We start from the raw sequence: 11,720 nt of genomic DNA, 5'->3' as shown, positions 1-11,720 counted from the left end.
GATCGCTGCGACGTCCCGCACGTCTACACCCGTCCGAGACCATCAAACCCCGTTGTCAACTCCACCGTTAGCACGCACGCGTACCGGAGGGTGCGCCACGCGGGCGGCGACACGGTGTGACAGTTCCTCACGCTCGGATGAACGTCCTGGCCACAGCGATACGACCAGGCAGGCCGGGAGACCAGTGCCTGGACGATGACGCCGTACTCACTGCCAGAAATGATCGACTGGCGCGGGCGGGCGGCGCATTCGATGAAGCGGCGTCCAAGGTAAATAAATAGGGTCGCCCCATGAGCATGAAGCTGCTGCCAGTGGCCGGCACGTTGGTCGACACCATGATCTCGCTCGCGGACGGCCCGTGGACCCGGCAGGCCGTCGAGCGCGCGTTCGTGGAACGCGGATGGATACGGGCCGACGACGTGGGCACTGTTCGAGTGCCCTGGCAGACCGGTTACGAGGACTGGCCCAAGCTGGACCTGCCGGCGGATTCCTGGCCCGAGGCCGGCGACCCGGACGGGGCCGGCTGGCAACTGGACCTGGGCGCGCCGCCGCCTGATAAGGACTCCCATGAGGCGGGCGCGGCGGACCATTCGTTCGTGGCGCTCCCGTTCGCGCTGCTGTGGCCGCCGCTCGTCGCCGAAGACCTCGACGATGATGGGGACGAGAACGACGACGAGGACGATCTGGACGAGGACTTCTCGAACGAGTGGATCCGGTATCCGGACGCCGGGCCCACGGAGTTCGAGGCCGAGTTCCGCCGCGTGCGCGTGCTCGTCGAAGACCGGATCGGTCCGCCCACCCGTACGGTTGGTGACATCACGGTCGGATGGGTCAGGGAGGTCTGGGATCGGGGGACGATGGCGCTCACGCTGTCGATCGAGGACGACATCACGACGTACTCCCACTATGACCGCATCGCCCTCGGCGTCTGGTCGGCCCACTCAGCAGGGGCGTTGGACGGTATCGAGGACGCCTGAGCCGCAGGGCCGGGTGTCAGCCGGTCACCATGCGGAGCCCACCGGGCCCGGCGGCCGGTGGGTTGGTCGGCCTAGGACGGTCGACGTGGCCGCATCCACGGGAAGGTAGACGAGCATGGTGAGCCACCCAGCTCCAGCGACTCGTACACAAAGGACAAAGCGGCGGACCCAAGTGAGACTTCGGCATGTTCGCGACAGCCGCCCAGGGCAGCCGGGCCCCGGCAGAGCAGACACATGAACAGCCCTGACCCCGTAAAAAAACTGGTCAGAGGCCATTCAACTGGTCATCTGATGTGGGCAGGGGCGGGGTCGAACCGCCGACCTTCCGCTTTTCAGAAGTAGCGATCACCCTGGGGCCGTAGCGTCTACCGAGGTGGGACGGTGCCCGACGTGCGCCCGTGGTGCCGGTTGGTTGTCGTCGTTGCCGTCAACGTTGCCGTCACCGGTCGGCCCGTCGACCTCGGTCTTTCAACCGCCGGCCGTGCCGCTCGTGCTGCCCGGTCCGGCGTCGCTGACCGCGGTCGATGAGCAGTGTTCGCAAGTCGACCGCCAGCTCGTACAACTCGACCTCGAACGGGTCGGCGTCGTACTCGATGAGACGAGCCAAGGCGTCTCGATCCTGCTCGGCAGTGACTCGCCGGCGCACCTGTTCCCGCCAGACAACCTCGCTCGCCTCGGCCTCGTCCATGCCCCGACGGTAACCTCTTGCCTCCGCCATGAACACCTGGATGCGAACCACCGACATCCTCATCTGCAACCATCCGGCCCAGTTCCCACCTTTGCTGACCAAGCCCCAGCGATCTTGGACGATCGTCGGCCGCGGGTGTTGACCGGCTTTGCCGTGAACTGTCGCACAACTCCGTTCATGACCAGGGCGGGGGTCACCCGCAGGAAGGCTTCCGCCAGCCATGCTGGTACGTAACAATAGGTATGTGACTGAAGAGACTGAATCTCGCAAAGGCCCTGCAATCGACAGGACCGTAGGAAACTTGGTCAACTCCAGCGTTGCTGTCGCATTGCTACAGGGCGGCCTATCTCCTGATGCCGCTGCGGCTGTCGCTGGCGCGATTGGGCCCATGGCTGAAGAGCTGTCTTACAGCCTGCGGCGACGAACGGTGCTTCGATCAGCCCGCCTTCAACGATTCTTTGAATACAGTGTGCGAGATCAGTCGACGACCATAGAGCAAATGCTCCAAGAAGTTACTCGGGATGATTTGAAGGCTGAACTTCTCTTCCGGGCGATCGAGGCTGCGAAAGATTCAATAAGTGAGATCAAGCTCCAGGTGCTTGCGAGGGCCTTTGCGACAGGGGCATTTGCGGCCGACGAGGCGGTTGTTGATCAATCGATACTTATTGTCGAAGCCATATCACAACTGGAGGCTCACCATCTCCGCGTCCTTAATATTCTTTGCGGCGAATCTACCACTCATTTTGACTCTAGCGGCGCTCCTGTAGAAGAGCCTGTGGCGAGCGAACTTCGCAACTGCTGGTCTGACGAGCAGATTGCACAAGCTGATCCGGGCGTTGCTGCGGTCGTCAATGCACTTACCGCGAGACTCAACAATCTTGGGATGCTTCACGACGACAGTCGAAGTCGTCTGGGTATTGACGTGGCCCTATGGAGACTTACCGTGTTTGGCCAAGCTTGCGCCAACGAACTTCATCGGCTAGGGACGCAATCCGGGGGATGAGCAGACTCGATGCGCCAGGACAGCTAGGCAGACCCACCTGGCAAACGCGCGTGGCGCTTGCTGCCTTCGGCGGTTTGTCGGCCTAACCGACTTCCCTAGCCGCACAGACTCACCCGCTCCGGGCGGCTTGTTCGCGCGAACGGCACGCAATATGTGAAGACCGTTTCGCGCGAACAAGTGCCCGGCCCGCGGGGGGCTGGGGGCCGCGAGGCGGACCGCGAGGCCCCCGCTTCGGGCACGTTCAACCGATTTCCGTAGGCTCGTAGTCCTATTTGGCGATGGGGCGGACGCGCCAGTTCCACGGTGCATCTTCGTGGCCCGGTTTGGTACTCGTCCTCTCCTCGGGCTGGTCATTGGCCACAGGGCTTGGGCCTTGGTTGCGTGAGCAGTCATGGCTAACAAGGTCACCCGAATCACACATCAGGCATTGCGGCTGCTGCTCTCGCGTACGCATCCGCTTCAATTCCTGTTGGCGCTTCTCCTCATGCTCTCGATGCCATGCTTGCAGCCGTTCCTGCCGCTCGCGCCTCCGCTGACCTTTCGTCTTCTTTGCCACAAGATCCTTCACACGCTACGCCGTCTTCTCAAGAGCTCATGTATATCGCTCCTGTCGGCTTATAGCCATCCTTGACCGTCGTAGTGCCGTGAGTGAAGGTCAGGGCTTCGTAGGCGCGCCTCATGACGGGCGGGCGGGCGGTCCGGTGCGGCGGGACCGGACGGGACAGGCCGCACGCCCGGCGCGCCGGGGCGGGCGGCCGCCGGCGGCGCGTAGCAGCGCCCTTGAAGACGTAGAGAAATTTCTCCTCCGGTACGGCATGCATGCTTGTCGTGTCCCGGGTCATGCTTGACACTCCAGTCCCGCCTGATGGTTGACAGCGCCGGCGACGATCTGAATGGTGTCCGGTGGGCGATGCGGCGCGACCAGAAGCCCGCCAGGTTCTTACTGAGGGGTTCCGGTTTACCGATGACTTCGCAACCGTTGCCCCCGCCAAACGAGAGACCAGCCCGAAACGAGCCGTCGAGGTCCCGCCTCGGTGCCAGTGCGGCTTGCTACGGCTGGTCGAGTGATCCCATCTTGATGCGCTGAAGCAGACGGCCGAACTGGTCACCAGTCAGGGTCAGCCGCCCACCGTCCGGGTCTTTGGAGTCTCTGACCCCGACTCCCTCAGGCAACGCGGCCAGCTCGACACATGCCTCGTCGGTCGCGCTTCCGCTGCGGGTGCTCTTGCGCCAGTCGATCCTCATGAGAAACCTTCCATGACCTCAACGATCAGGGTCCGGGACGCGTCTTCGCTCAGCGCCTTCGCCCCGATCATCTCGAAATCTACGGCGAGCTCCCGCACTTCAACAGGATCTTGGACCAATCGCCCACCATGGAACGCGCCGATGTAGGCGACGTCGGTCTCAAGGCTCATGACCTGAAACGGACCGTTGAGGCCAATGTGAGCTCCGACCTTCCTGGGGACGACGCGGGTGATCACATTCGATCGCTCGCCCAGATCAAGCAGACGCTGAAGTTGAGCCCTCATTACCTCGACTCCGCCTACTGGACGATCTATCGCGTCCTCATCCAGCAGGACCAGGAGGACGGGTGGGTTCGGACGCTCGAAGATCGCGTCCTGCCGAGCGACGCGTGCCGCCAACGCCCGGTCGACGTCCTTGACGCCGGCCACAGCGAGGAAGGCGCGGGCGTAGTCATCCGTCTGCAATGGGACGGGAATGACCTGCCCCTGGTAGATCCGGATGATTTCAGCCTTCGATTCGTATTCGGTGTACTGCCGGAACCAGTCCGGATCATGGGATGTGTTCGCAAAGAAGATCAGCAGCTCGAAGAGATGCGGGGTGTTGTACCGCGCGTCAAGCTTTCTGGCCTGGTCATCACCGAGCTTGAGCCGACCTGCCTCGATGTTGGAAACAGTCGAGCGAGCCGCATTGATAATCTCTCCGCACTGCGCTAGCGAGAGGCCATGCTTCTCTCGTTCAAAACGCAGGGCATAGGCCAGAAAATGCCAGAGCGAGATCTTGGGGTCGAGGGGGTCTCGGACGCGAGCCACGCCACCTCCCGTGTTTCCGATTTTCGGAGATACACATAGAAGGTAGCTTCAACCGCCCATCGTCGGAGGAGAAACAAAGAAACAACGCCCGAGAGGCTCGACGATGACCACAACCTCCGACTGCCTGCTGCTGCCCATCCTGGCATCGAAAGCGGCCCCCGGACTGGCGCGGACGCTGACCCGATCGCGACTCGACAAGTGGGGCTATGGGCACATTTCAGACGATGCATTCCTCATCGCCTCAGAATTGATCACCAACGCCGTAACGGCCACGCCCGGTAAGGAGATTCGCTACCAGTGCAGCCGCGACATCGACGGCGTGCTCATCGCGGTGTGGGACAGTAGCCCGAGCACCCCGCGGGTCCGCCCGCTGATCGAGATGACCCTCGACACTCTCGACGTGTGCGAGGAGCACTGGGACGACAACGGCGGCCGGGGCCTCCCGATCGTCGCCACCCTCGCGGCCGAGTGCGGCCACACTCCCGACCCCCACGGAGGCAAGTGGGTCTGGGCCAGGCTCAAACCCTGATCCCGCCGCGCCGACTCCAGACGGTCGGCCTTGAGGGCTTCGAGGTGACCTCCAGCCGGGGCCTGCTGCTGGTGTCGCAACTCGTCCACGCCTGGGGAACCGACCGACCACGGAAGGCGGAAAGATCGTATAGGCCAAGCGCGCCCTCTGAACACCCAGGTGGAGCAGCACGTCCTGTTCTGGCGGACGTACCAGGGCCGCGCCGACAGCGGAGGAGCTCCTGAGCGTCCTGGCCGGCTCTGGAGCCTCTGGGGTGGCGTCTCGTACTGCTCCACCACACGCAGGGTTCCCGCTGTCACCACTGTGGGTCTACGTCGGCTGCCCCGACAATCCCGAACTCGCTCCGGGCATCTTTCCAGAGCTTCACGGTCGCCCGGTACTTGGCCCCCACGCCTCGGCGAACTCCGCGAAGCGCCGTTGCCGCCACCAATAACAACGAGGTCCTCAATCGCCAAGCGTCAGCAATCCAAGAGCTTACCTTTTTATCACATCGGCATTCTTTGTGCGAATTCAGGTAGAGCGGACCAGAAAGACTTCTGCTCCTCGCCCTCGGGGGTGATTTCGACGCCGCCTCGTTGAAGCATTACCAGGGAGGCGAGTAGTACGCCGCGCAGCATCTCTTGAGCAACGACGTGGCGCGTGGAGAAGAAATCCTGAACAAGAGCTCGGGTGAAGTCGCCGAAGACAGAAGTGTCGATGTCGTACATGTCTTCAGCAACCGCCTCCAACCCCGTTGAAATCTCCAGAGTACGGGCGATTGCTTCTGCAAGGTTGACGTACAGTTGCCCGACCCGCAGTGATGGACTCCACACGGTCTCGTCATCGACGTCGAAGATGTAACCCATTATGACCACTCCAGCAGGATCTGTTCGCTCGGATATGCTAGACGCAATCTCTCAACCGCCGATTCTACCTCGGATCGGAACGCGGGATCGGCATCGGGAGTGGTGAAATAAAAACCGATGGGTGCCTGTTCGTAGCCGACCATGTATTGGCGCGCGTCGAGATAGGATGAGAACTTCTTGTCAATGTGCTTGGCCACCCATCGGCCGATGTCGCCAGCGTTGGTCGCGCTCTTCTCTTCCCACAGGACCCCGTCTTGGATGCGGTCGATATCAGTGATCGTCCTGCCGGGCACGGCCGGATCGTCGACGACGTAGTCTCTCTGCCCTTCCAACGATGTGGGCCTGCCCGCTTCGGCTTCGCCATCGGCGAGCTCTTCACCGACAGCTGATTGGAATTCGGTGGTCTCACCTGCGGCATCCTCCACGGTGCCGTCGCCCACGGCATCTTTGCCACTGTCGACGCCCTGGTCACCGAGGGCCTCTGGAGGCGCGGCGTTCTCCTCAGGTCCTTCGGAGGCGGGCGCCGTCTCTTCAGTGGATTGGGCGACTTCTGGGCCCGGTTGTGGCTTGTTCTCCTCGCCGGGGGCTGGGTCTTCTGTGGGGCGCGGGGAATCTGCTGCTGGTTCGGCTGGCGGTTCGCCGCCGTCGTCGCCGTCGGTGTCGCCGGGTGATGCCTCAGTAACTGGGGTCCGTTCTTCGGGCTCGCGGTCGTCGTCTCCCGTGTTCTCGCTTTGCGGCGGGGCACCTTTGTCACCATCGACGGTCTGGACGTCCTGGAACTTGGCTCGTAGTTGTTCTGCGACTTGGATTTGTGCTTCGCGGGCACGGGCCAGGCTTTCCAAGCGGGAGGGTTGCTTGGGAGGCGCTGCGTTGTCGGGCAGGAGGGATTCTTGCTGCCGGGGTGGTTCGGGGTCGTCGGTCTTGTCGTCGGCGCTGCTGCCGCCGTCCCCGGGGTACGGTTCCCTGTGGTCGTCGTCCTGGCCTCCCGCCCCGCTGGTCTCGGGTTGACCGGCAGTGAGTTCAGGGTTGTCATCGGCCCGCTCGTCCTCGTCCTGGGCCGGGTCCTCGGACTTCGCCTGGCCGCGCTTCTCCGCTTCCAGGCAGCCGTTGCCGTTCTCAGCGGGGCCGGTCGTGTCGTCGGGTTCATTGGTTACCTGAGAGCCGACGTCGGCTTCGTCAGTCTCGTCTGCTATTGGATTCTTCTTGGCGACCGGCTTGGCCTCAATCGAGGAGTCCCCGAGGGTCTGCTGCTTGTCGCCAGTCGGGGCGGTTGAGGACTCGTCGGCGGCTCCCGGTCGTCCGGGAAACTTCCAGCCAGCTGCAGTGAGGCTGTCCATACGGGGCGTCTTCCCGTTTGCTCCGGGAGAGTCGGCCGGTGACTTGTCGCGGGTGCTCTGCGGGGTGGCCTTGTCGGCGGTCTCCGGGCCTTCGCCCGGCCCACCGGGATGATCCACGCCCACGCTCGCTGCCCTTCCATAGGAGGGAGGTGAAATGCCCGACCGGACGGCTCACCGGGGTGTGTGCGTGACGTGCGGGGCTACGCCAGATCACACGGCCTCTATGTAACCGCGCGCGTGCAAAGTTCGCACGTGCGGCATGTCGAGGCCACAGCACCGCATGCGTTTAACGTGGCATACGCACTACAAAGCCGCGTGCACGTTCGCTTTTACATGCAGGGCACGACGAAAAACGGAGTTAGCGGCCCGCTTTTGGAGTAATACGCTACTCCTCCAGGAGCACTCACAGGGTTGACCGAGCCGGTTCCGTCGCAGGTGCCCTCGCTGATCCCGCCGAGTCGTTCGATGTCCTCGGCCGGGGTGTCGGTCAGGAGGGAGACGCTGGAGGCAGCCGACCCGTCGAGTTTGCGGAGGTTGGCGAGCATGGCCTGACGCATCTCCTCGCGGCGGGACGCCAGATAGGTCCGCGCGGCCTCACCGCGGGATCCTTGGCCTTCCGAGGAAGCGGGCCCCGTCTTGATCAACTTCTCTTGTCCGGGTCCACCCTGAGGGGCGCGCTACACCGAACGCAGGTTTGGTCTTGTTTCGGTGTGCTGGGCGATCAGTTGGTCGGCTAGGACGGCCTGTAGTTGAGTGATCTTGGCTTGGGCTTCGGCTAGTTGGGCTTCGAGGTCTGCGGGTGCGTCCTGGCTGCTCGGGGGCGTGCGGATCTTGGCTAGGGCATCTAGGGCGGTTTCGTCGGCGGTGGGGAGGGTGTGTAGGTAGCGCTCGGTGGTGGAGATCTTGCGGTGGCCTAGGCGTTCTTTGACGACCTGGAGGTCGGCGCCGCCGGCTAGGAGCCAGGAGGCGTGGGCGTGGCGGAGGTCGTGGATGCGGGGTGACCAGCCGAGGTCGGCGGCGGCTCGGGCCGGGTGCCAGCAGTGGTTGCGGAACCAGCTGGCGGGGATGTGGGGGTCGTCGTCGATGGCGCGGGGCTTGCGGGGATTGTCTTTGCCCTGGGCACGGCGGTCGGCTCGGTAGGCGGCGTAGGCGGCTCGGCAGTGGTGGCATTTGCACTTGCCGAGGCTGTAGGCCGTGATCGTTCCGTGGGTGTAGGTGCGGCCGTTCGGGGCTTCGAAGGTGAGGGCTTCGGGGTCCAGGAGTTCGAGGTTGGGTGGCTCGGCTCGGCGGCTGAAGAAGAGGTCGTCGGGGGCGAGGTTGTGGGCTTCTGCGTGGGACTTGAGCTTGGCGACTATCTGGGGGCTTAGCTTGAAGCGGCGCCAGCGTTGGCCCTTGGGATAGTCCTTCACCAGGAAGCGGCGGCCTTCGGGGTGGAACTTTGGGACTAGCTCGACTACTGCGCGGCTGACGGTGAGGATGCTGGTGGCGAAGTCGAGGTCCTTGACGCGGAGTTCGGTCAGCTCGCCCCAGCGGAGGCCGCTTTCTATGTCGGTCTCGACCAGGAGCTTGGAGGTCTCGTCTGGGAGGGCCTCGTAGATGCGGGCGAACTGGTCGGCGGTGATGATCTGGCGCGGCTTCTCGGGGACGGGGTCGGTCTTCACGCCGCGGCTGGGGTGGTAGACGAGGACGCCGTCGTTGACCGCGGTGGTGAAGATGGCGTTGAGGATCGCCGTCTTGCAGTACTTGATGCGGTAGGCCGAGACGCCCTGCTTATTGAGGTGCGTGATCCACTCGCGGACGGTCTCTGAGGTGATGTCCTGCAGCCTCATGTCGCCGAAGTACGGCATGACGTGGGAGGCGAGGGCGTAGGCGTAGTCCTGGCGGGTCGATGCCTCGATGCGGTGGTTCGGGAACCAGCGCTCTTCGACGTAGGTGCGGAAGGTCTGGCGGGCGCGGCGGGGATCGCCTGCCTTGCCCTCGGCGATGCGAGTCTCGGCTCGTTGCCAGGCTCGGTCTGCTTCCTTGCGAGTGGCGAAGGTGCCGGCCGTCTGGCGTATGCCTCGGGCGTCGTTGTAGAGCGCTTGGTATCGGGTGCCGTTCGGCCCCTTGCGCTTGCGCGTGAAACCCATGGCCCCCCGAGATCATCTGTCACGCATTTGTCACTGGATCATGGAAATCCGAGCGATACCGGCGAGTACAGGATGGCACACGAAACAGCCTCTGACCTGCAGTTTAGCGGTTTCCTAGCGGTCGGCGGGAGGGACATTTCTGGCACTTCCAAGCTGGCTGCGCGGGTTCTATTATCGTCGCCTGGCCATTACGGGGTACCGGTTCTCGGGGCCTTTTGCGGGGGTCAGCCGACGTGGACGACCGGGCGCTGTTCGATGTCGGGTTCGGCCTGGCGGAGGATCTCGCGGGTGAGGGGTGGGACGTCGCCGCCGCCGAACACCAGGTAGCGGAGCAGGGCGCCGATCGGGTTGCCTTCGGCCCAGTGGAAGTAGACGTGCGGTTGCTTGCCCGTCTCGTACTGGATGTGGAGCAGGATCGCCGCGATCGCGTTGGGGATGCTGGGGGTCTCGGTGCGCAGGATGCGGTACCCGTGGCGTTCCTCACCGGTGACGTGCAGGGTGGACTCGAACTCCGACGCGTCCGAGACGGTGAGCTCGAGGAAGAGCAGATCCTCCTCCGCGCGGAGGCGGTGCAGTTCCCAGGCCTCGTGTGCCTTGTCCAGGTACTCCTGGCGGTCGCGTTCGTCGGGTTCGTTGGCGATGATCCGCAGCTCGCCGTCCCGGTCGAGGAAATCGCGGGCCTTCGCGTCGAACTCGACGTCGGTGATGCGCAGTTCGGTCGAGCGGGTGGCGCGGGAGATGAGCGACGTGACGACGATCGCGACGCAGAACACGACGGCGATCACCAGGCCGTCGGGGCGTTCGATGATGTTGGCGAGCGTGGCGTAGGTGAAGAGCAGGGTGACGACGCCGAAGGAGACGGCGGCGCGGCGGCGGCCGCGCTTCCAGGCCGCGAGCGTGGCGGCGACCGCGGCGGACAGGATCAGCGCGAGGACGCCGGTGGCGTAGGCGCCGCCCTGCGCCTCGACCTGGGCTCCGAACAGCAACGTGATCGCGAACGCGGCGGAAGTGAAGATCAGGACCAGCGGGCGGGTGGCGCGGGTCCAGTCCGGCGCCATCCCGTAGCGCGGCAGGTACCGGGGGACGATGTTGATCAGCCCGGCCATGGCGGAGGCGCCGGCGAACCACAGGATCGCGACTGTGCTGAGGTCGTAGGCGCTGCCGAACCACTCGCCGAGGTTCTCGTGCGCAAGGTAGGCCAGCGCTCGGCCGTTGGCCTTCCCGCCCTCCTGGAACTCCTTCTCCGGGATCAGCACGCTGGTGGCGAAGCTGGAGGTGATCAGGAAGACGCTCATGATGACCGCGGCCGTGGTCAGCAGCTTGCGCGCGCCCTGGATCCGCCGGTTCAGGTCGCCCTTGACCAGCGGCATCACGGCCACTCCGGTCTCGAATCCGGACAGTCCGAGGGCGAGCTTGGGCATCACGAACAGCGAGACGGCGACCATCACCAGCGGGTTGGAGTGCTCCGCGGTCAGCGCGTGCCTCCAGTCGGTGACCAGCCCCGGGTCGGACGCCACCTTCGCCAAGGCCGTCCCCACCACCACGACGTTCAGCACCAGGTACACCGCGACCAGGACGACGGCGATCGAGATCGCCTCGCTGAACCCCACCATGAAGACCGCGCCCAGCGCCGCGATCAGCACCAGCGTGACCGGGATCTGCCAGCCCGCGATCGCGTCCGGGGCGAACGGATTGTGCAGCAGGTGAGCGGTGGCGTCGGCGGCCGACAGCGTGATCGTTACGATGAAGGCGGTGGCGACGAACCCCAGCAGGAACAGGACCAGGAGCTTGCCGCGCCAGCCGGGCAGCAGCCGTTCCAGCATCGACAGCGACCCCAGCCCGTGCGGGCTCTGCCCCGCCACCGATCGGTAGACCGGCAGCGCTCCGAACAGGGTCAGCGCGACCAGCAGCAGGGTGGCGACGGGGCTCAGCGCCCCGGCCGCCAGGGCGGCGATGCCCGGCTGGTAGCCCAGGGTGGAGAAGTAGTCGACACCCGTCAGGCACATGACCTGCCACCAGGCGTGCTGCTTGTGCGGCGCGTCCTCGTGATGCGGGCTCTTCTTGTGCGGCCCCGGCTTGTGCCCCGGGCGGTGCAGTCCCTGGAGCAGCCACCGCCGCATCCCTGAATCCGCGTCCGGTTCCAGCGACGTTCCCATCC

Annotated in this window: 10 protein-coding genes; 3 read left to right on the top strand and 7 right to left on the bottom strand. The window is 64.6% G+C overall.

Translation table 11 applies throughout. From position 1 onward, the window contains the following. Nucleotides 1–290 precede the first annotated feature (290 nt). Entirely contained in the window at nucleotides 291–977 is a 687-nt protein-coding gene (locus K4S16_RS25625) for a hypothetical protein (RefSeq protein ID WP_149261565.1), read from the top strand. Between the two features lie 439 nt (nucleotides 978–1,416). Here K4S16_RS25625 and K4S16_RS25620 read toward each other — a convergent pair whose 3' ends face one another. Continuing rightward, nucleotides 1,417–1,665 (bottom strand): hypothetical protein, encoded by a 249-nt coding sequence (locus K4S16_RS25620; RefSeq protein WP_149261564.1) that lies wholly within the window; start codon nucleotides 1,663–1,665, stop codon nucleotides 1,417–1,419. 388 nt (nucleotides 1,666–2,053) lie between these two features. Here K4S16_RS25620 and K4S16_RS25615 point away from each other — a divergent pair, with 388 nt between their 5' ends. Beyond that, nucleotides 2,054–2,668 (top strand): hypothetical protein, encoded by a 615-nt coding sequence (locus K4S16_RS25615; RefSeq protein ID WP_160161025.1) that lies wholly within the window; start codon nucleotides 2,054–2,056, stop codon nucleotides 2,666–2,668. A gap of 1,050 nt (nucleotides 2,669–3,718) precedes the next feature. Here the strand turns inward: K4S16_RS25615 and K4S16_RS25605 are convergent. After that, a complete protein-coding gene (locus K4S16_RS25605) occupies nucleotides 3,719–3,913 on the bottom strand; it encodes a DUF397 domain-containing protein (protein ID WP_149261562.1) in 195 nt (64 codons plus the stop codon). Then, entirely contained in the window at nucleotides 3,910–4,722 is an 813-nt protein-coding gene (locus tag K4S16_RS25600; RefSeq protein ID WP_149261561.1) for a helix-turn-helix transcriptional regulator, read from the bottom strand. The genes K4S16_RS25605 and K4S16_RS25600 overlap by 4 nt, the downstream gene beginning before the upstream one ends. Nucleotides 4,723–4,825: 103 nt before the next feature. Between K4S16_RS25600 and K4S16_RS25595 the strand changes: the two genes are divergently transcribed. Beyond that, nucleotides 4,826–5,251, top strand: a complete 426-nt coding sequence (locus K4S16_RS25595) for an ATP-binding protein (RefSeq protein ID WP_149261560.1) — start codon at nucleotides 4,826–4,828, stop codon at nucleotides 5,249–5,251. Nucleotides 5,252–5,736: 485 nt separating this feature from the next. On the opposite strand, the gene K4S16_RS25590 is transcribed toward K4S16_RS25595, so the two are convergent. The 4 genes from K4S16_RS25590 to K4S16_RS25575 form a co-directional block, all read right to left on the bottom strand. Then, complete coding sequence (locus tag K4S16_RS25590) at nucleotides 5,737–6,096, bottom strand: DUF6086 family protein (RefSeq protein ID WP_149261559.1); 360 nt, start codon at nucleotides 6,094–6,096, stop codon at nucleotides 5,737–5,739. Then, on the bottom strand, nucleotides 6,096–7,433 hold the full coding sequence (locus K4S16_RS25585) for a hypothetical protein (protein WP_149261558.1): 1,338 nt from the start codon (nucleotides 7,431–7,433) through the stop codon (nucleotides 6,096–6,098). The genes K4S16_RS25590 and K4S16_RS25585 overlap by 1 nt, the downstream gene beginning before the upstream one ends. 677 nt (nucleotides 7,434–8,110) lie before the next feature. Continuing rightward, the gene (locus K4S16_RS25580; RefSeq protein WP_149261557.1) at nucleotides 8,111–9,562 is read right to left on the bottom strand and encodes a tyrosine-type recombinase/integrase; all 1,452 of its coding nucleotides are present in this window, start codon (nucleotides 9,560–9,562) and stop codon (nucleotides 8,111–8,113) included. Between the two features lie 224 nt (nucleotides 9,563–9,786). After that, on the bottom strand, nucleotides 9,787–11,718 hold the full coding sequence (locus K4S16_RS25575; RefSeq protein ID WP_149261556.1) for an amino acid transporter: 1,932 nt from the start codon (nucleotides 11,716–11,718) through the stop codon (nucleotides 9,787–9,789). Between the last annotated feature and the right edge of the window lie 2 nt (nucleotides 11,719–11,720).

Source organism: Actinomadura sp. K4S16, assembly GCF_008327685.1.
Lineage (GTDB): Bacteria > Actinomycetota > Actinomycetes > Streptosporangiales > Streptosporangiaceae > Spirillospora.
This window is presented reverse-complemented; position numbering and strand designations above follow the sequence as displayed.

Bases quoted from the DNA above. Each gene is read 5' to 3' on its own strand.
- K4S16_RS25620 (WP_149261564.1), bottom strand. From the start codon at position 1,665: ATGGACGAGGCCGAGGCGAGCGAGGTTGTCTGGCGGGAACAGGTGCGC.
- K4S16_RS25595 (WP_149261560.1), top strand. From the start codon at position 4,826: ATGACCACAACCTCCGACTGCCTGCTGCTGCCCATCCTGGCATCGAAA.
- K4S16_RS25605 (WP_149261562.1), bottom strand. From the start codon at position 3,913: ATGAGGATCGACTGGCGCAAGAGCACCCGCAGCGGAAGCGCGACCGAC.
- K4S16_RS25625 (WP_149261565.1), top strand. From the start codon at position 291: ATGAGCATGAAGCTGCTGCCAGTGGCCGGCACGTTGGTCGACACCATG.
- K4S16_RS25575 (WP_149261556.1), bottom strand. From the start codon at position 11,718: ATGGGAACGTCGCTGGAACCGGACGCGGATTCAGGGATGCGGCGGTGG.
- K4S16_RS25615 (WP_160161025.1), top strand. From the start codon at position 2,054: ATGGCTGAAGAGCTGTCTTACAGCCTGCGGCGACGAACGGTGCTTCGA.
- K4S16_RS25590 (WP_149261559.1), bottom strand. From the start codon at position 6,096: ATGGGTTACATCTTCGACGTCGATGACGAGACCGTGTGGAGTCCATCA.
- K4S16_RS25585 (WP_149261558.1), bottom strand. From the start codon at position 7,433: ATGGACAGCCTCACTGCAGCTGGCTGGAAGTTTCCCGGACGACCGGGA.
- K4S16_RS25580 (WP_149261557.1), bottom strand. From the start codon at position 9,562: ATGGGTTTCACGCGCAAGCGCAAGGGGCCGAACGGCACCCGATACCAA.